The 17627-nt window shown below is 63.9% G+C and carries 14 protein-coding genes; 6 read left to right on the top strand and 8 right to left on the bottom strand.

Features of this window, described 5'->3' with window-relative positions; all coding sequences use genetic code 11:
* Positions 1-25: 25 nt before the first annotated feature.
* The 3 genes from M5G11_RS05520 to pcaC are packed head-to-tail and all read left to right on the top strand — an operon-like array spanning position 26 to position 2596.
* The gene (locus M5G11_RS05520; RefSeq protein WP_273910918.1) at positions 26-1390 is read left to right on the top strand and encodes a 3-carboxy-cis,cis-muconate cycloisomerase; all 1365 of its coding nucleotides are present in this window, start codon (positions 26-28) and stop codon (positions 1388-1390) included.
* An 11-nt stretch (positions 1391-1401) separates the two neighbouring features.
* Positions 1402-2193, top strand: coding sequence for a 3-oxoadipate enol-lactonase (gene pcaD / locus M5G11_RS05515; RefSeq protein ID WP_273910917.1), 792 nt, complete (start codon positions 1402-1404; stop codon positions 2191-2193).
* Positions 2194-2203: 10 nt separating this feature from the next.
* A complete protein-coding gene (gene pcaC, locus M5G11_RS05510; protein ID WP_273910916.1) occupies positions 2204-2596 on the top strand; it encodes a 4-carboxymuconolactone decarboxylase in 393 nt (130 codons plus the stop codon).
* 113 nt (positions 2597-2709) lie between these two features.
* Here the strand turns inward: pcaC and M5G11_RS05505 are convergent, their stop codons facing one another.
* Positions 2710-3234, bottom strand: coding sequence for an Mpo1 family 2-hydroxy fatty acid dioxygenase (locus M5G11_RS05505; protein ID WP_273910915.1), 525 nt, complete (start codon positions 3232-3234; stop codon positions 2710-2712).
* Between the two features lie 90 nt (positions 3235-3324).
* Here M5G11_RS05505 and M5G11_RS05500 point away from each other — a divergent pair, with 90 nt between their 5' ends.
* Positions 3325-4032, top strand: a complete 708-nt coding sequence (locus tag M5G11_RS05500) for a Crp/Fnr family transcriptional regulator (RefSeq protein ID WP_273910914.1) — start codon at positions 3325-3327, stop codon at positions 4030-4032.
* Here the strand turns inward: M5G11_RS05500 and M5G11_RS05495 are convergent.
* From M5G11_RS05495 to M5G11_RS05485, 3 genes are read right to left on the bottom strand one after another with little or no spacing between them, the layout of a single operon-like run.
* Positions 4004-5605 carry an arylsulfatase gene (locus M5G11_RS05495; RefSeq protein WP_273910913.1) on the bottom strand — a complete coding sequence of 534 codons (1602 nt, stop codon included), beginning with the start codon at positions 5603-5605 and terminating at the stop codon, positions 4004-4006. The genes M5G11_RS05500 and M5G11_RS05495 overlap by 29 nt on opposite strands.
* 9 nt (positions 5606-5614) lie before the next feature.
* Positions 5615-6439: an ABC transporter ATP-binding protein gene (locus M5G11_RS05490; protein ID WP_273910912.1), complete on the bottom strand. Its 825-nt coding sequence runs from the start codon at positions 6437-6439 to the stop codon at positions 5615-5617.
* On the bottom strand, positions 6436-8031 hold the full coding sequence (locus M5G11_RS05485) for an ABC transporter permease (RefSeq protein ID WP_273910911.1): 1596 nt from the start codon (positions 8029-8031) through the stop codon (positions 6436-6438). Before M5G11_RS05485 ends, M5G11_RS05490 begins: the two co-directional genes overlap by 4 nt.
* Positions 8032-8322: 291 nt before the next feature.
* Here M5G11_RS05485 and M5G11_RS05480 point away from each other — a divergent pair, with 291 nt between their 5' ends.
* Positions 8323-9369, top strand: a complete 1047-nt coding sequence (locus tag M5G11_RS05480) for an ABC transporter substrate-binding protein (protein WP_273910910.1) — start codon at positions 8323-8325, stop codon at positions 9367-9369.
* On the opposite strand, the gene M5G11_RS05475 is transcribed toward M5G11_RS05480, so the two are convergent.
* Positions 9326-10252: a LysR family transcriptional regulator gene (locus M5G11_RS05475; RefSeq protein ID WP_273910909.1), complete on the bottom strand. Its 927-nt coding sequence runs from the start codon at positions 10250-10252 to the stop codon at positions 9326-9328. The genes M5G11_RS05480 and M5G11_RS05475 overlap by 44 nt on opposite strands.
* 184 nt (positions 10253-10436) lie before the next feature.
* Between M5G11_RS05475 and M5G11_RS05470 the strand changes: the two genes are divergently transcribed.
* A complete protein-coding gene (locus tag M5G11_RS05470) occupies positions 10437-11342 on the top strand; it encodes a TauD/TfdA dioxygenase family protein (protein WP_273910908.1) in 906 nt (301 codons plus the stop codon).
* 93 nt (positions 11343-11435) lie between these two features.
* On the opposite strand, the gene M5G11_RS05465 is transcribed toward M5G11_RS05470, so the two are convergent.
* The 3 genes from M5G11_RS05465 to M5G11_RS05455 all read right to left on the bottom strand — a co-directional run bounded on the left by M5G11_RS05465 (position 11436) and on the right by M5G11_RS05455 (position 17626).
* Positions 11436-12689 carry an OprD family porin gene (locus M5G11_RS05465; RefSeq protein ID WP_273910906.1) on the bottom strand — a complete coding sequence of 418 codons (1254 nt, stop codon included), beginning with the start codon at positions 12687-12689 and terminating at the stop codon, positions 11436-11438.
* Positions 12690-13031: 342 nt separating this feature from the next.
* Positions 13032-14477, bottom strand: a complete 1446-nt coding sequence (locus M5G11_RS05460; RefSeq protein WP_273910905.1) for an AdeC/AdeK/OprM family multidrug efflux complex outer membrane factor — start codon at positions 14475-14477, stop codon at positions 13032-13034.
* Positions 14474-17626: an efflux RND transporter permease subunit gene (locus M5G11_RS05455; RefSeq protein ID WP_273910904.1), complete on the bottom strand. Its 3153-nt coding sequence runs from the start codon at positions 17624-17626 to the stop codon at positions 14474-14476. The genes M5G11_RS05460 and M5G11_RS05455 overlap by 4 nt, the downstream gene beginning before the upstream one ends.
* Position 17627 lies beyond the last annotated feature (1 nt).

The following is a 17627-nucleotide window of genomic DNA, read 5'->3' as shown; positions in this document are numbered from 1 at the left end:
GGCGCGCCCTGTAGAAGGACCTGTGATGACTCAACGACCGGGCAACCAATTGTTCGATGCCTACTTTACGGCGCCGGCCATGCGCGAGATTTTCTCCGACCGTGGCCGGGTCCAGGGCATGCTCGATTTCGAAGCGGCACTGGCCCGGGCCGAGGCCAGTGTCGGGCTGATCCCCCAGGTGGCTGTGGCGCCCATCGAAGCCTCCTGCAAGGCCGAACGCTATGACTTTGGCGCCTTGGCCGAGGCCATTGCGGTGGCCGGCAACTCGGCGATACCGCTGGTCAAGGCGCTGGGGCGGGTGATCGCCAGCGGCGTGCCGGAAGCCGAGCGTTTTGTACACCTGGGCGCCACCAGCCAGGACGCCATGGACACCGGCCTGGTGCTGCAACTGCGCGATGCGCTGGTGCTGATCGAGGCCGACCTGAGCAAACTCACCCAGTTGCTGGCGCACCGGGCCCAGGCCTATGCGGATGTGCCGTTGGCCGGGCGCACCTGGCTGCAACACGCGACGCCAGTGACCCTGGGCATGAAGATCGCCGGCTGGCTGGGCGCCCTGGACCGGCATCGCGTGCGTCTGCGTGAACTCAAGCCGCGCCTGCTCAGCCTGCAATTTGGCGGTGCTTCCGGCACCTTGGCCGCGCTGGGCGACAAGGCCTTGCCGGTGGCCGAAGCGCTGGCTGCGCAGTTGCACCTGAACCTGCCCGAGCAGCCCTGGCATACCCAGCGCGATCGCCTGGTCGAATTTGCCTCGGTGCTTGGCCTGATCGCCGGCAGCCTGGGCAAGCTGGGGCGCGACATGAGCCTGTTGATGCAGACCGAGGCCGGCGAAGTGTTCGAGCCGTCGGCGCCGGGCAAGGGCGGCTCATCGACCATGCCACACAAGCGCAACCCGGTGGGTGCGGCGGTGCTGATCGGCGCGGCTACCCGCGTGCCCGGCCTGCTCGCCACGCTGTTTGCGGCGATGCCGCAAGAGCACGAGCGCAGCCTGGGCCTGTGGCATGCCGAATGGGAAACCTTGCCGGAAATCTGCTGCCTGGTGTCGGGTGCTTTGCGCCAGGCGCTGATCATTGCCGAAGGGCTGGAGGTGGATGTCGAACGCATGCGCGGCAACCTCGACCTGACCCAGGGGCTGGTGCTGGCCGAGGCAGTCAGCACGGTGCTGGCGCAACGGCTGGGCCGCGACACCGCCCACCATTTGCTGGAAAGCTGCTGCAAGCGTGCAGTGGCTGAACGCCGTCATCTGCGCGCCGTGCTGGGCGATGAACCACAGGTGACTGACGAACTCTCGGCAGACGAACTTGACCGTCTGCTCGACCCGGCCCATTACCTTGGCCAGGCACGTGTCTGGGTGGCCCGGGCCGTGACCGAACATCAACGCTTGAATGCCTGAAGGAGGCTGCCGTGGGAAGCGTACAACTCGCCGATGGCGTAGTGAATTATCAGCTTGAAGGGCCGCAAGGCGCGCCGGTACTGGTGTTGTCCAATTCGCTGGGCACCAACCTGCACATGTGGGACACCCAGGTGCCGGCGTTTGCCGCGCACTTTCAGGTGCTGCGCTATGACACCCGTGGCCATGGCGGCTCGCTGGTCACGCCGGGGCCTTACAGCATCGAGCAGTTGGGCGGCGATGTGCTGGCCTTGCTCGATGCCTTGAAGATCGAGCGCGCGCATTTTTGCGGGCTGTCGATGGGTGGGCTGATTGGCCAGTGGCTGGGGATCAATGCCGGCGAGCGCCTGGAGCGGCTGATCGTCTGCAACACAGCGGCGAAGATTGGCAGCCCGGAAATCTGGAACCCGCGTATCGAGATGGTCTTGCGTGACGGCCAGGCGGCAATGGTCGGTTTGCGTGATGCATCGATCGAGCGCTGGTTCACCAAGGCGTATGCAGCGGCCAGCCCGCAGCAGGCCCAACGCATTACCGAGATGCTCGCAGCGACTTCTCCTGAAGGCTACGCGGCCAATTGCGCGGCGGTGCGGGATGCCGATTTCCGTGACCGGTTGGGTGAGATCCGCGTACCGCTGCTGGCCATTGCCGGGAGCGAAGACGCGGTAACGCCGCCTGCGGGCAGCCGGTTTATCCAGGAGCAGGTGGCGGGGGCCGAGTATGCCGAGTTCAAGGCGGCGCATTTGTCCAACGTTGAAGTCGGTGAGCCGTTCAGCCGCCGTGTGATCGATTTTCTGCTGGCCCGCTGAGGAGCGTTTCGTGGACGAGAAAGAACGTTATGACGCGGGCATGCAGGTGCGTCGCGCGGTATTGGGTGATGCTCATGTTGATCGCAGCTTGAGCAACCTGACTGAGTTCAACGGCGAGTTTCAGGAGATGATCACCCGGCATGCCTGGGGTGATATCTGGACGCGGCCGGGGTTGCCGCGCCACACCCGCAGCCTGATCACCATTGCCATGCTGATCGGGATGAACCGCAATGAAGAACTGAAGCTGCATTTGCGGGCGGCGGCGAACAATGGCGTGACCCGCGAAGAGATCAAGGAAGTGCTGATGCAGAGCGCGATCTACTGCGGGATCCCGGCGGCCAATGCGACGTTCCACCTGGCCGAGTCGGTGTGGGATGAGCTGGGGGTTGAGTCGCGTGATTGACTGGCCCCATCGCCGGCAAGGCCGGCTCCCACAAGGCCCGGTAGTGCTGCAAATAAAGTGATAAGCAGTGCTGCCGCCTCTGTGGGAGCCGGCCTTGCCGGCGATGGCGCCCGCTAGACCGCCGCCTTCTTCTGCCGAAGCGCAACCGGCCCGGCGTTCGCCTCGATGGCCGCCTTCAACTCTGGCCGCAACCCAAGCAAGAACGCCATCTCCGCCACCACGAACAATGGCCCGACGATCAACCCGCTCAGGTCATCGACAAACGCCGGCTTGCGTCCTTCGTAATAGTGGCCGACAAACTGGATCACCCAGCCGAGTACAAACAGGCCCAAGCCGCCACTCAGCCACACCAGGGTGCTCTGCACCGCCAGCGCTTGCCCGGCCCACAGGCATAGGCCAAGCAAGGCGCTCATCAGCAAGCCGAAACGCTGGTCCAGGCGCAGGTAGAACCACGCCGACCACGCCGCCAGCAGCAACGCCGGCGACAACCACAACCCCGCCAACGACAGCCCCGGGCGCGACAGCAACACGGTCACCGCCAATACGATCATCGGGATGCCCACGAAATGCGTGGCGATATTGCGCGGATCACGGTGGTAATTCGCATATTGACTGAGGTGTTCCACGAGGTTTTTCATTATTGTTCCTCCAGTAGGGTAGGCCGAGCATGCCTTGCCTGAAGTCCATCGTCTGTCGCCTAGCCGACAGAGTCAGCATCGAGGCCCCGGATGAACGCGATACACGCCTGGCGCGGGCAACTGCTCCAAGGACACTGGTTCAAGCACTTGCCCCCTACCTTGCAGGATAGCCTGCTGCAAGCGGCCCGGCTGCGCAGCCTCGGCGCTGGCGAAAGGCTGTTCCAGCGCGGTGATGCGCCGTGCGGGTTATACGCGGTAGTGGAGGGGGCGATGCGCGTCGGCGCCGTCAGTGCCGAAGGCAAGGAGGCATTGCTGGCGCTGGTGGAAGCACCGCAATGGTTCGGCGAAATCAGCCTGTTCGACGGCCAGCCCCGCACCCACGACGCCCTGGCCGAAGGGACGGTGACCTTGCTCTGGGTGCCGCAGGCGGCATTGCTCGCGCTGCTGGAAAAGCAGCCGCAACACTGGCGCGATTTTGCCTTGCTGATGAGCCAGAAACTGCGCTGGGTGTTTGTCGCCCTGGAGCAGCAGAGCCTGCTGGCCGCAGCACCCCGGGTCGCCTACCGCTTGCTGCAGATTGCCGCCGGTTATGGCGAGGTGGACGGCCCACGACGGGTGCTGCAACTGTCCCAGGAGCAGTTGGCGCTGATGCTGTCGCTCTCCCGCCAGACCACCAACCAGATCCTCAAGTCGCTGCAACAGGAAGGGGCACTGCGCCTGGGCTATGGCGAGATCGAGATTCTCGACCCCGCCCACCTGGCACGCCTGGCTAGTCCGGCTGGAACGGCGACTGAGTAAGGATCACCCCGGTCTCCTCGACGTATTTCTGCCACTCGCCGAGCAGCGTCTGCAGCTTGGCCGGGTGCGACTCGGCCAGGTCGTGCACCTCGCCCGGGTCGCTGCCCAGGTCGTACAACTGCCAGGTGGCTGGCCCCACCGGGCCTGGAATGTAGACGGCCTTCCAGTGCCCCTGGCGAATCGCCCGGCGGCCGAACAGCTCCCAACCAGTGACGGTGTGTTCGTCATGCACGAACTCGGTCTCGCCCGACAGATAGCCCAGCCATGACTTGCCACGTACCGGCGCGACTTCGCGGCCTTGCCAGTGCTTGCCGGGGTGACGCACGCCGGCCAGGTCCAGCAGGGTCGGGGTGATGTCCATCACCGTGCTGAATTCATGGCTGATCTGCCCCTGGCGAGCCAGCGCCGGGTAGCGGACCAGTGCCGGCACGCGGATGCCGCCTTCGGTGGTGAAGGCCTTGTACAGCCGCGATGGTGCGGTCGCCGCCTGTGCCCAGTGCGGGCCGTACCAGACATAGGAGTTGGCGCGGCCGATGTTTTCCAGGCTGTTGTCGTAGTGCTGGTCGAGGTAGCTGGCCAGGTGCGGGCCGAACTTGGGGAAGGCTTCCAGCAGCGCGCCTTCAGCGCCGTTGTCGGACATGAACAGCACCAGGGTGTTGTCCAATTGGCCCTGGTTGCGCAGGTAGTCGAGAACCCGGCCGATGTTCCAGTCCATGCGCTCGACCATCGCGGCATACACTTCCATCGAGCGGGCCGAGCGCTGGCGCTGTTCTTCACTGAGGTTCTGCCATTGCTCGTCCACCGGGTGCGCTTGGGTGTCGGCGGCGATCAGGCCGAGAGCCTTGAGCTTGTCCAGGCGTTCCTGGCGCAGCACTTCGGGGCCTGCGTCATAGCGGCCCTTGTAGCGCGCGACCACCTCGGCCGGCGCCTGCAACGGCCAGTGCGGCGCGGAGAAGGGCAGGTAGGCGAAGAAGGGGCGGCTCTGGTCGCGTTCTTTCAGGTACTGCAGCAGCTTGTCGCCGAAGGCATCGGAGGAATAGAAGCCCTCGGGCAGTTGCTCGACGAAGGTGTCGTCCTCGATGTACAGCGCCGGGGTGGACTTGAGCAGGCGCGGGGTGTCGGCGTCGTAGGTCGGCTCGAAACCGTAGTGGTTGGCCGCCCCCGGCAGCAAGGCGAACGAGCGTTCGAAACCACGGGCATGCGGCGCCAGTTCGGCCTTCAGGCCCAGGTGCCACTTGCCGCTCATCAAGGTCTGGTAGCCCGCTTCGCGTAGCAGCTCCGGCAGCGCGACGACGCGGTCGTTGAGGTAGCCCTCGTAGCCCGGCTTGCCGATCAGTTCCGGGGTCAGCGCCTCGGCCATGGTGCCGATGCCGGCGATATGGTGGTCGGTGCCGGTGAGCAGCATCGAGCGGGTCGGTGAGCAGGTCGGCGCGGTGTGGAAGTCGGTCAGGCGCAGGCCGGCGGTGGCCAGGGCATCCAGGTTGGGTGTGGTGATCTCACCGCCAAAGGCGCCGATATCGGAAAAACCCAGGTCATCGGCAACGATAACCAGGAAGTTGGGGCGTTGGCTCATGGTCGCTCCTTAGCAGGCCAGGTAGGTAAACGGCAGGTCGCGGATCTGCGCCACGGCGGGCGGCAGGTAGCGGTCGTCGTGGGTCAGTTCGTGCAGCAGGGTTTCGCGCAGGCGATGGAATTCCAGGCTGGCGCGTTGGCGCGGGTGCGGCAGGTCGATCTCGACCACCCGCTTGATCCGCCCGGGCCGGGGCTCCAGCACCACCACGCGGTCGGCCAGGAAGATCGCTTCCTCGACATCGTGGGTGACCAGCAGCGTGGTGATGTGTGCTCGTTCGCGAATGGCCAGCAGTTCGTCCTGCATCTGCTGGCGGGTCAGCGCATCGAGGGCGCCGAAAGGCTCGTCGAGCAGCAGGATGCGCGGGCTGGCGACCAGCCCGCGGGCAATCGCCACGCGCTGGGCCATGCCCCCCGAGAGCTGGTGCGGGTAGGCCTGGCTGAAATCCTCCAGCCCCACCAGGGCGATGAATGCCTGCACGCGACGGGCTCGTTCGGCACGCTCAAGTGGCTCGTTGACCAGGCCCAAAGCAATGTTCTCGGCCACCGTCAGCCAGGGGAACAGGCGGTGCTCCTGGAACACGATGCCGCGTTCGCTGCCGATGCCGCTGACCGGCTTGCCGTCAATCAGGATCTGCCCCTGGAACTCATCATCCAGGCCGATCAGCAGGCGCAGCAGGGTGGATTTGCCGCAACCGCTGGCGCCGACGATGGCGACGAATTCGCCTTCGCCGATCTGCAGGTTGAAGTCACGGATCGCTTCCAGCTCACCATCGACCACGGCGAAACGCTTGCCGACGTGCTCGAAGCTGACCAGGGGGGAAAGGGCTGTCGTCATGCTCGTCTCCAGCGCGTGGCGCGCAGTTCGATGTGTTGTCCTAGGGCGCCAAGCAGGGCACCGGTCAGGCCGACCAGGAGCATCCCGGCCATGATCAGGTCCATGCGCAGCAGCTGTTGCGCGCCGATCATCAGGCTGCCGATGCCGCCACCGGACGGCATGAAGTATTCGGCGCCGATGGTGCCCAGCCAGGCGTAGATCAGGCCCACGCGCAACCCGGCAAAAATCCCCGGGGCCGCGCCCGGCAGCACCACCCGGCGCAGGCGCTGGAGTGGGCTCAGGCGTAATACCCGCGCCACTTCATCGAGCTGCGGGGCCAGGTTGGCGACTGCTCGTTGGGTGCCGATGAACAGCGGGAAGAATGCCGCCAGGGCGACGAACACCCACTTGGCCAGTTCACCCAGGCCAAACCAGGCGGTCAGCAGCGGTACCCAGGCGAAGATTGCAATCTGCCGCAGGCCAGCGAGGCTCGGGCCGAGCAGGCGTTCGGCCGGTCGCGACAGCCCCAGCAGCAACCCCAGGCCAAAGCCGAGCAGGCCGCCCAGCAGCAAGCCACCGAGTGCGCGGCCAACGCTGACGGCCAGGGCTGCGCTGAGCGAGCCGTCGAGCACGCCTTCGAGGGTCGTGTGCAGGACTTGTGAGGGGGCCACGAGAATGTTCGGGTCGACCCAGCCGGCCAGGGTTGCCAGTTGCCAGACCAGCAGCAGGGCCAGCGGCAGGTACAGCGCCTGCAAGCGTTGCCAGCCGTGCAGACGCTGGGCGCTCAACTGCGCCGTGGCGGGGTGCGGCCAGTGCAGCAGGCGTTGGTCGAGCCAGCCAAGCCCACGGTCCATCAAAAGGCCCAGCACGCCGATCACCGCGATGCAGACAAAGACGATATCCAGCATGAACAGCTGTCGGGCCCAGACCATCAGGTAGCCAATGCCTTCACTCGAGGCCAGCAACTCCACCGCCAGCAACGAGGTCCAGCCGGTGGCCAGGGCCAGGCGCACGCCGGCCAGAAATGCCGGCAGCGCGGCCGGCACGATCAAGCGGCTGATCAGCAGGTGCGTTGGCAGGCGCAGCACCGCTGCCGCTTCACGCAGGCGTGGCTGGGCATCGCGCACACCGACCAGGGTATGCAGGGTGACCGGGACGATCACCGCCTTGATCAGCACCACCAGCTTGAGCAGCTCGCCAATGCCAAACAGCGCCATGAACAACGGCACCCAGGCCAAGGTTGGAATCTGCGCCAGGGCATTGAAGGTGGGCAGCACCAGGCGTTCGGCGCGGCGGCTGGCGCCTAGCCAGGCACCGAGCACAGCCCCCGCGGCAACGCCCAGCAGCAGGCCGACCAGCAAACGTTGCAGGCTGATCGCCAGGTGGCTCCACAGCTCGCCTTGGGCCAGCTCCAGTGCGCTGTGCCACACCAGCGCAGGGGCGGGCAGGATCTGCTCGCTCATCCATTGATTGCGGCTGGCCAGCCACCACAGCGCTGCCAGCAGCAACGGCAGGTACCAGGCTTGCAGGCGTTGCCAGGGCAGGGCGCGCAGCCAGGGGCGACGACCCGGCGCAGTGGCCAGGGGCAGGCTGGAAAGTGAAAGGCGGGCCATGCAAACCTCCGATGTCAGCGGTGCGGCGAATCGCTATTTGATTATTTCTTTTAGGTATAACTAGATAGATATAAATTCGATTAAGCGATAAGAGCTGCATTTAAATCCGCTGGAGGTCTGCGCAGCCAATGCATTCGAAGCATACTTTTCTTGCGTCTTATGCATGCAGCGCCAGGAGGCTTGTGCGCAGGCTTTTATATTCAATAGTTATTAAATTGTAATTTAATATTATTTAATGTTTAGTGGCGACTCTGGGTAGCGTGGCGCATCACTACCGAGGAGTCGCCTGCCATGAACCTGTCGCTCAACCGTGTTTTCAGCTTGTTCGCTGCACCCACCCTGGCCGCCGTGGTGGGCTGGTTGCCAGCGTTTGCCGTGGCCGCCGAGCTCAAGGAAATCCGCATTGCCGTGCCTGACCTCAGTGCCGGTACGCAGCATTCCGGAGGCGGCATCACCGATGTTCTGCGTGACCAACAACTGCTGGAAAAAGCCTTCGCGGCCGACGGCATCAGCATCCAGTGGAACTACTTCAAGGGCGCTGGCCCGGTGATCAACGAAGCCTTCGCCAACGGCCAGGTGGACATCGCCTACCTGGGCGATCTGGCGGCGATCATCGGCAAGGCCAATGGCGTCGACACCCGACTGCTGGCCGCCACCGGGCGCAACATCAAGCACTACCTGGGGGTGGTGCCCGGCAGCGGCATCAAGACCCTGCAAGACCTCAAGGGCAAGCGCGTGGCGGTGTTCCGCGGCACCGCGACCCAGCTCTCGTTCGATGCCGCGCTGGCCAGCCAGGGCCTGAGCGAGAAGGACCTGAAAGTCATCAACCTGGACTTCAATGCGGCCATAGCCGCGCTGGCGGCGAAGCAGATCGACGCCACCTGGGGCTCGATCGGCATCAGTGCGCTGAAGGAGCGTGGCCTGGCCGAGCTGCCGCTGAGCACCCGTGACCTTGGCGGTGCGGGCAATGTGCAGGCGGTGGTGGTGGCCTCTGGTGCTTTCGTCGATGCGCATCCAGAGGTAGTGGCGAAGCTGCTCAAGGTCCAGCAGCAGGGCGTGCAGTGGTTGACCACCGACAGCAACAAGGACGCCTATATCCAGCTGGTCTCCGGGTTGGCCAGCTACCCGCCGGCGATTCTGCAGCGCGACTTGCAGGGTGAGCAACTGAGCCAGCTGTTCCCCTCGACCCTGGATGCGGACTTCCTCGCCAAGTTGCAACAATCGGTGGACCTGGCCGCCGCGCAGCGCTTGATCCGCAAACCGTTCAAGGTGGACCAGTGGCTGGCGCCGCAGGCTATCCGACCAGCGCCTGTGGCCCAGCTTGGCGGTCAAGGCTGATCAGGGTTTCTATCATTGCCCGCGCGGCGGGCGACAAGCGATACCCGCTGCGGCTGACGATGCCGCAGCGGGCATTCAGGCTTTCCAGGTTGGCCGGCAGGTTGCGCCAGTGCAGGCGCACCAACTCACCCTGCGCGATGGCCTCGGCGAACGCTTCCTGCGGGCCGATGCCAATGGCATCGGTGGCCTGCACGATCTTCAGCAGCGTCGGCAGATGCTCGGTTTCGATGCTCGGCGAAAAGTCGGTCTTGCCACTGAGGTTGGCCAGCAGCTTGCGCACACCCGGCGGGATCAGGGTGGTGGCCAGCGGGTAGTCGAACATGTCGTTGGTCGACAGGCTGTCCTTGGCCAGCAGCGGGTGCCCGGGTCGGCAGAAAAACAAACCGCGACGCGGGCTCAGGGGCTGGGTCTGGAAGTTCGGGTCGGCTTCGAAGTGGCGGATGTCGGCGACGAAAAACTCGATCTCCTCACGGCTCAGCGCGCGGCTGAGCTTTTCCCAGTTGTCCACTTCAAAACAGGTGCGCACCTTGGGGTGCGCGCCGATGAACTGCGCCACCGCCTGCGGCACCAGGTTCACTGCGGGCGCCGGGCCGCAACCAAAACGCAATTCGCCGGCATCGAGCTTGGTCATCTGCTGCACTTCGCAGCTCAACTGCGCCGCGCCCTGGACCAGGCGCAGGGCGTGTTGCAGCACCACCTGGCCTTCTGGGGTGGGGCGCAGGTCCTTGTTGGCGCGGTCCACCAGGACACAACCGAACTCGTGCTCCAAGCCCTGGATGCTGCGGCTGAACGCTGGCTGGGTGATGCCCATGGCGTCGGCGGCACGCACGAAACTGCGGTGTTCGGTGAGGGCGATGAAGTAACGCAGTTGGCGAAGATCCATATGCTTTTCCGGCATTCCAAAAATAGGGCGAAGGTATTTGCCGCCACGGGAGACTGAGGTTTTAAATGCAAGCTCTTATTCCGTCAATGAAGCATTAATCTATCTAATAGAGCTTATTTGCATATAGATAGCGCGAGTGTTTCTGAGGCACTTTCCGTGTAAGCCACCCAATGAGGGACGTACCATGAGCAATGCCGCACTCGCCGTAGCCTCTGTCAGCCCTGTGCTGGACATTCACCGGGTCGCCGGGCGTATCGGTGCCGAGATCCGCGGTATCGCCCTGGGCGCCGACCTGGAGCCGGCCGTGATCGACGCGATCCAGGCCGCGCTGGTCGAGCACAAGGTGATTTTCTTCCGGGGCCAGGGGCATCTGGATGACCAGGGGCAGGAAGCCTTTGCCCACCTGTTGGGCGAGCCGATTGCCCACCCGACCGTGCCGGTGCGTGACGGAACGCGGTACTTGCTGGAGCTTGATGGCGGGGAAGGGCGTCGGGCCAATTCCTGGCACACCGACGTGACTTTTGTGGAGGCTTACCCGAAGGCGTCGATCCTGCGTTCGGTGGTCGCGCCGGTATCGGGTGGCGACACGGTGTGGGCCAATACCGCGACGGCCTACAACGACCTTTCGCCGGAACTGCAGGCGTTGGCCGATCAGCTCTGGGCGGTGCACAGCAACGAGTACGACTACGCGGCGACCAAGCCCAATGTCAGTGCCGAGCAGTTGGAAAACTATCGCAAGATCTTTACCTCGACGGTCTACGAGACCGAGCATCCGGTGGTGCGGGTGCACCCGGTCAGCGGGGAGAAGAATCTGCTGCTGGGGCATTTCGTCAAACGCCTGAAGGGCTATTCGCAAGCCGATTCCACACATTTGTTCAGCTTGCTGCAAAGCCATGTCACGCGCCTGGAGAACACCGTGCGCTGGCGCTGGCAGGCGGGGGATGTGGCGATCTGGGACAACCGCGCCACCCAGCATTACGCGGTGGATGACTATGGCACCCAGGGCCGGGTGGTTCGCCGGGTGACACTGCAGGGGGATGTGCCGGTGGGTGTGCAGGGGCAGCGCAGCCGGACCACCAGAGGCGCGTAATCCTCGTACTGTGGGAGCCGGCCTTGCCGGCGAGGGGCCGCCACTGTTGGCGCCGAATCGCCGGCAAGGCCGGCTCCCACAGGTTTGCGCCGTCTAGAGAATCCCGATGGGGTAACTCACAATCAGCCGGTTCTCATCAAAGGCATTGCTGCTGAAGTCCCGGCGCATGGTCGAGTTGCGCCATTTGAACGACAGGCTCTTGAACGTCCCGGACTGGATCACATACGCCAACTCCGACTCCCGCGCCCACTCCTTGCCGTCATCAACGCTGCTGGTGTGCACGTTGTCGCCCTTGATATAGCGGTTCATCAAGGTCAGCCCCGGCACGCCGAGGGCCGCGAAGTTGTAGTCATGGCGCAACTGCCACGAGCGTTCCTGGGCATTGTCGAAGCTGGCGTTGTAGCTGTCGTTGGCCAGGGTGCCGCCGCTGGTGCCGTTGACCCGCAGCCAGGCATCGTCGCCACTGACTTTCTGCAAGCCGACATAGAAGGTGTTGCCACCGTAACGCGCCGACAGCAGCGCCGAAGCAGTGCGGTTGTCCAGCTTGCCGGCGCGTTGCGCGCCGTCTTCCTTGCCGGTGAAATAGCCGAGGTTCGCCCCCAGGGTCCAGTCGCCCAGCGGCTGGCTGTGCACCAGGTTCAGGTACTGCTGCTGGTAGATGTCCTTGAGCTGGGCGCTCCACAGACCGACCATCGTACGTTTTTCATTGAAGCTGTATTCGCCACCGGCAAAGTTGAAGCGGTCTGAGGTAAACGCCGGTTTACCGTTGAGGAACATGTCTTCCATGCTCGCGTCGTTGCGCGGGCTGTTGCCGCGAAACTGGCCGGCATACAGGGTCAGGCCGCTGATTTCCTGCGAGGTGAGCTGCCCGCCGCGAAAGGTTTGCGGCAGCGAGCGGCCATCGTCCGAGCGCAGGATCGGCAGCACCGGCATCCATTCGCCCACCTTCAGCTCGGTGTTCGAGAGCTTGGCCTTGAGCGCCACGCCCAGGCGGCCGAAGTCGTCCGCCGGCCGGCCGTCGTCATGCACCGGCAGCAGGTGCGTGCCCGCCGTGCCTTTGCCGCCGTCGAGCTTGAGCGAGTACAGGCCGAGAATGTCCACGCCAAAACCGACCGTGCCCTGGGTGAAGCCGGACTTGGCGTCGAGGATGAAGCTCTGGGTCCATTCCTCGCCCTTGGCCTGGGCGTTGTTCGGGTCGACGAAGTTGCGGTTGATGTAGAAATTGCGCAAGTTGAGGCTGGCCTTGGCGTCTTCGATAAAACCGCCATCGGCGGCGACGGCGGGTAGTGTGCAAGCCATGGCCAGGAGGCCGGGAACCAGGTGTCGTGCGGGTTGAAGAATGGTCATTGGGTGGTGTCTCTTGTTTTTATGTAAGCCGAAACCGTGCGCTGCGACGGTTGAAGGTCACAGGCCGAGGAACGATCTTTGGGGGTGCGCTTTGGCGAAAGCTGCATTGCGATGGTGGGGGAGTGCGCGGGGGGGAATCAATTCGTTGCGGGCGGAACTGGGCGATCACCGAACGCTATGCATGGTCTTGTAGCCGCTGCCGTCAGGCTGTGCTGGAGTCCGCAGGGCTCCCAGCACTCGTGCGCCTGCTATGCAGGCGAGCGCAGCCTTACGGCAGCGGCTACATGCGGGCAATAAAAAGCCCACCGCAAGGGGTGGGCTCTTGTGCAACACGAACGGCAATCAGCCCTTCGGCGTTTCCACCTTGGCCTGTTGCGCGGTCTGCTCGTACCAGCCGCCACCCAGCGCCTTGTACAAGTTGACCTCGCTGACCAGTTGCGACAGTCGATCAGAAATCAGCGATTGCTGCGCGCTGAACAGATTGCGCTGGGCATCAAGGAAGGTCAGGTTGCTGTCGATGCCGATCCGGTAACGACGCTCGGCCAGGCGGTAGTAGTCCTGGTTGGCGGCAACCAGGTCACGCTGGGCCTGCAACTGCTGGTTGAAGGTCAGGCGCGCAGCGAGGCCATCGGAGACTTCCTGGAAGGCGGTCTGGATGGTTTTCTCATACTTCGCGATGTTGATGTCTTTCTGGATTTTCGAGTAATCCAGGCTGGCCTTCAGGCTGCCGGCGTTGAAGATCGGGATGTTGATCTGCGGCTGGAACAGCCAGGTACCCGAGCCACCCTTGAACAGCCCACCCATGTCCGGGCTCAAGGTCCCGGCATTGGCGGTCAGGCTGATGCTCGGGAAGAACGCCGCACGTGCCGCGCCAATATTGGCGTTGGCAGCCTTGAGCAGGTGCTCGGCTTCCATGATGTCCGGACGACGTTGCAGCAGGTCGGACGGCAAGCCGGCCGGTACTTCACTGAGCAGATCGGCATCGAGTTGCTGCGCTGGCGGCAGGTTGCCCGGAATACCGGTACCGACCAGCACGGTCAGGCTGTTCAGGTCCTGCGCCACCAGGCGCTGGTACTGTGCCAACTTGACCCGTGCGCCTTCAACCGACGTACGCGCCTGGCTCACGTCCAGTGCCGAAGCCACACCCACTTCATTGCTGCGGCTGGTCAGCGCGTAGCTTTCTTCGTAGGTCTTGAGGGTTTCGCCGGTCAGCTTGAGCAGCGCCTGGTCAGCCTGCCAGGTGAAGTAGGCATTGGCGACGCTGGCCACCAGGGCGATCTGCGTCGAACGACGTGCCTGTTCACTGGACAGGTAGGTTTCCAGGGCCTGCTCGCTCAGGCTGCGCACCCGGCCGAACAGGTCCAGCTCGTAGGCGCTGACGCCGACGGTGGCCGAGTACTGGCTGGTGATGCTGGCGTCACCGGTCTGCGAAATGTTCGCCGGCACGCGTTGACGCTGGCCACTGCCATTGGCGGTGACCGCCGGGAACAGGTCCGCACGTGCAATGCGGTACTGCGCCCGGTAGGCATCGATGTTCAGCGCCGCGACACGCAGGTCGCGGTTGTTTTCCAGGGATGTCTGGATCAACTGCTGCAAGGCCGGGTCGTGGAAGAACTGGCGCCAGCCCTGCTCGGCCGCAGCGACCGCAGCCGACTCGGTCGGCGTGTACGCCGGCCCTTGCGGCCACTGGGCCGCCACGGGCGACTCAGGGGCCTGGTAATCAGGGATCAGCGAGCAGCCGCCCAGAATGAATGCGGTGACCGCCAGCGATAATAGGGACTTACTCATTGCCCAGCCTCAGTGCGTGGAGTTTCGGGGGTGGCGTCGGTTTCGGGCTTCTTGCTGCCGAACCAGGACGACACACTGACAAAGAACAGCGGTACCCAGAAGATTGCCAATATCGTTGCAGTCAGCATCCCGCCGATTACACCGGTACCAATGGCGTGCTGGCTACCCGAGCCGGCGCCGGTGGAAATGGCCAACGGCACCACGCCCAGGATGAATGCCAGCGAGGTCATGATGATCGGGCGCAGACGCATCCGGCAGGCCTCGATGGCCGCGTCGATCAAGCTGCGGCCCTGCTCGTGCAGTTCCTTGGCGAACTCGACGATCAGGATCGCGTTCTTCGCCGCCAGACCAATGGTGGTCAACAGCCCCACCTGGAAGTACACGTCGTTGGACAGCCCGCGCAAGCTGGTGGCCAACAGTGCACCGATGATCCCCAGGGGCACCACCAGCATCACCGCGATCGGGATCGACCAGCTTTCATACAACGCCGCCAGGCACAGGAACACCATCAGCAGCGACAGGGCATACAGCGCCGGCGCCTGGGAGCCGGACAGGCGCTCCTCGTACGACAGGCCGGTCCAGGAGTAGCCGATACCGGCCGGCAGTTTCGCGGCAATGCGCTCGACCTCGGCCATGGCCTCACCGGTACTGTAGCCAGGGGCTGGCGCACCGAGAATTTCCATGGCTTCAACGCCGTTGTAACGCGACAGCTTCGGTGCACCGTAGATCCACTTGCCGGTGGCAAAGGAGGAGAACGGCACCATTTCACCGGCAGCGTTGCGCACGTACCACTTCTGCAGGTCTTCCGGGCTCATGCGCGAGGCGGCTTCACCCTGGATGTAGACCTTCTTCACCCGACCTCGGTCGATGAAGTCGTTGACGTAGCTGGCACCCAGGGCAATCGACAGGGTGGCGTTGATGTCGGTAATGGTCACGCCCAAGGCACTGGCGCGTTCGTCATCGACGCTCAACTGGTATTGCGGTTCATCGTTCAGGCCGTTCGGACGCACTGCCGAGAGGATCTTGCTTTGCGACGCCATACCGAGGAACTGGTTGCGCGCTTCCATCAGCTTGTCATGGCCAACACCGGCACGGTCTTGCAGGAACACGTCGAAGCCGGTGGCGTTACCCAGCTCCAGTACCGCAGGTGGCGCGAAGGCGAACACCATGGCATCACGGAACGTGAAGAAGTGCTGCTGGGCACGGGCTGCCAGGTTGAACACGCTGTTCTCGGTAGAACGCTCGCCCCACGGCTTGAGCATGATGAACGCCATGCCCGAGCTCTGCCCACGACCGGCGAAGTTGAAGCCGTTTACGGTGAACACGGAGGCGACGGTGTCGGCTTCCTTGTCCAGCAGGTAGGCACGCATCTCGTCGATCACCACCTGGGTGCGCTCGGCACTGGAACCTGCCGGGGTCTGTACCTGGGCAAACAGTACGCCCTGGTCTTCTTCCGGGAGGAACGCGGTAGGGATGCGGGTGAACAGCCAGATCATGCCGACCACGATCAACAGGTAGGCCAGCAGGTACGGCGCCTTGTGCCGCAACATGTTGCCGACGCCGCGCTCGTAGCTACGCACGCTGCGGTCGAAGTTGCGGTTGAACCAGCCAAAGAAGCCGCGCTTGGCAACGTGGTGCTCGCCTTTGGGGATCGGCTTGAGCATGGTCGCGCAGAGCGCCGGGGTAAAGATCAGGGCGACCAGTACCGACAGGGCCATGGCCGAGACGATGGTGATCGAGAACTGCTTGTAGATCACCCCGGTCGAGCCGCCGAAGAAGGCCATTGGCAGCAGTACTGCCGAGAGCACCAGGGCAATACCGACCAGGGCGCCCTGGATCTGGCCCATGGACTTCTTGGTCGCTTCTTTCGGGGACAGGCCTTCTTCGGCCATCACCCGCTCGACGTTTTCCACCACGACGATGGCATCGTCCACCAGCAAGCCGATGGCCAGTACCATGCCGAACATGGTCAGGGTGTTGATGCTGAAGCCGGCGGCCGCGAGGATCCCGAAGGTACCCAGCAACACCACCGGAACGGTCATGGTGGTGATTACGGTAGCGCGGAAGTTCTGCAGGAACAGGAACATCACCAGGAACACCAGCACGATCGCTTCGACCAGGGTATGGATTACCCCGCTGATCGACTCGGTCACCACCGGGGTGGTGTCGTACGGGAATACCGCCTTCATGCCTTGCGGGAAGAACGGTTCCAGGTCGCTGATGGTCTTGCGCAGGGCCTTGGCGGTATCCAGTGCGTTGGCACCGGTAGCCAGCTTGATCGCGATACCGGACGCCGGCTTGCCGTTGAACTGTGCGGCGACCGCGTAGTTCTCACCCCCCAGGGCTACCTTGGCGACATCGCCAAGACGCACTTGCGAACCGTCACGGTTGACCTTGAGCAGGATCTTCTCGAACTGCTCGGCAGTCTGCAGGCGGGTCTTGCCGATGATGGTCGCGTTCAGTTGCTGGCCGGCCAGGGCAGGCAGGCCGCCGAGTTGACCGGAAGACACCTGGACGTTCTGCGCCGCCACGGCGGTGCGCACGTCGACCGGGGTCAACTGGAACTTGTTGAGCTTGGCCGGATCGAGCCAGATACGCATGGCGTACTGTGCACCGAACACCTGGAAGTCACCAACGCCGGCAGTCCGCGAAATCGGGTCCTGCATGTTGGAGACGATGTAGTTGGCCAGGTCGTCCTTGCTCATGCTGCCGTCTTCGGACACCAGGCCGATCACCAGCAGGAAGTTCTTCACTGCCTTGGTCACGCGGATACCCTGCTGCTGTACTTCTTGCGGCAGCAGCGGGGTGGCCAGGTTCAGCTTGTTCTGCACCTGGACCTGGGCGGTGTCGGAGTTGGTGCCCTGCTCGAAGGTCGCGGTAATGGTCATGCTGCCATCGGAGTTACTTTCCGAGGACACATAACGCAGGTTGTCGATACCGTTGAGTTGTTGCTCGATCACCTGGACCACGGTGTCCTGCACGGTCTGCGCCGAGGCGCCCGGGTAGGTCACGGCGATGGCGATGGCCGGCGGCGCGATGCTTGGGTACTGGTTGATCGGCAACTTGAGGATCGACAACGCGCCGACCAACATGATCACCAGGGCGATCACCCAGGCGAAAATCGGGCGATCGATAAAGAATCTCGACATG

The organism is Pseudomonas fontis (assembly GCF_028656955.1).
In the GTDB taxonomy this organism is placed as follows: Bacteria; Pseudomonadota; Gammaproteobacteria; order Pseudomonadales; family Pseudomonadaceae; genus Aquipseudomonas; species Aquipseudomonas fontis.
The sequence above is the reverse complement of the archived record's forward strand: the minus strand, read 5'-3'. Positions and strand labels throughout refer to the sequence as shown.

Coding starts and splice junctions, on each gene's coding strand:
- M5G11_RS05495 (WP_273910913.1), bottom strand. CDS start 5,605: ATGAGCCAACGCCCCAACTTCCTGGTTATCGTTGCCGATGACCTGGGT.
- M5G11_RS05505 (WP_273910915.1), bottom strand. CDS start 3,234: ATGAAAAACCTCGTGGAACACCTCAGTCAATATGCGAATTACCACCGT.
- M5G11_RS05490 (WP_273910912.1), bottom strand. CDS start 6,439: ATGACGACAGCCCTTTCCCCCCTGGTCAGCTTCGAGCACGTCGGCAAG.
- M5G11_RS05480 (WP_273910910.1), top strand. CDS start 8,323: ATGAACCTGTCGCTCAACCGTGTTTTCAGCTTGTTCGCTGCACCCACC.
- M5G11_RS05455 (WP_273910904.1), bottom strand. CDS start 17,626: ATGTCGAGATTCTTTATCGATCGCCCGATTTTCGCCTGGGTGATCGCC.
- M5G11_RS05475 (WP_273910909.1), bottom strand. CDS start 10,252: ATGGATCTTCGCCAACTGCGTTACTTCATCGCCCTCACCGAACACCGC.
- M5G11_RS05520 (WP_273910918.1), top strand. CDS start 26: ATGACTCAACGACCGGGCAACCAATTGTTCGATGCCTACTTTACGGCG.
- M5G11_RS05500 (WP_273910914.1), top strand. CDS start 3,325: ATGAACGCGATACACGCCTGGCGCGGGCAACTGCTCCAAGGACACTGG.
- M5G11_RS05470 (WP_273910908.1), top strand. CDS start 10,437: ATGAGCAATGCCGCACTCGCCGTAGCCTCTGTCAGCCCTGTGCTGGAC.
- M5G11_RS05460 (WP_273910905.1), bottom strand. CDS start 14,477: ATGAGTAAGTCCCTATTATCGCTGGCGGTCACCGCATTCATTCTGGGC.
- M5G11_RS05485 (WP_273910911.1), bottom strand. CDS start 8,031: ATGGCCCGCCTTTCACTTTCCAGCCTGCCCCTGGCCACTGCGCCGGGT.
- M5G11_RS05465 (WP_273910906.1), bottom strand. CDS start 12,689: ATGACCATTCTTCAACCCGCACGACACCTGGTTCCCGGCCTCCTGGCC.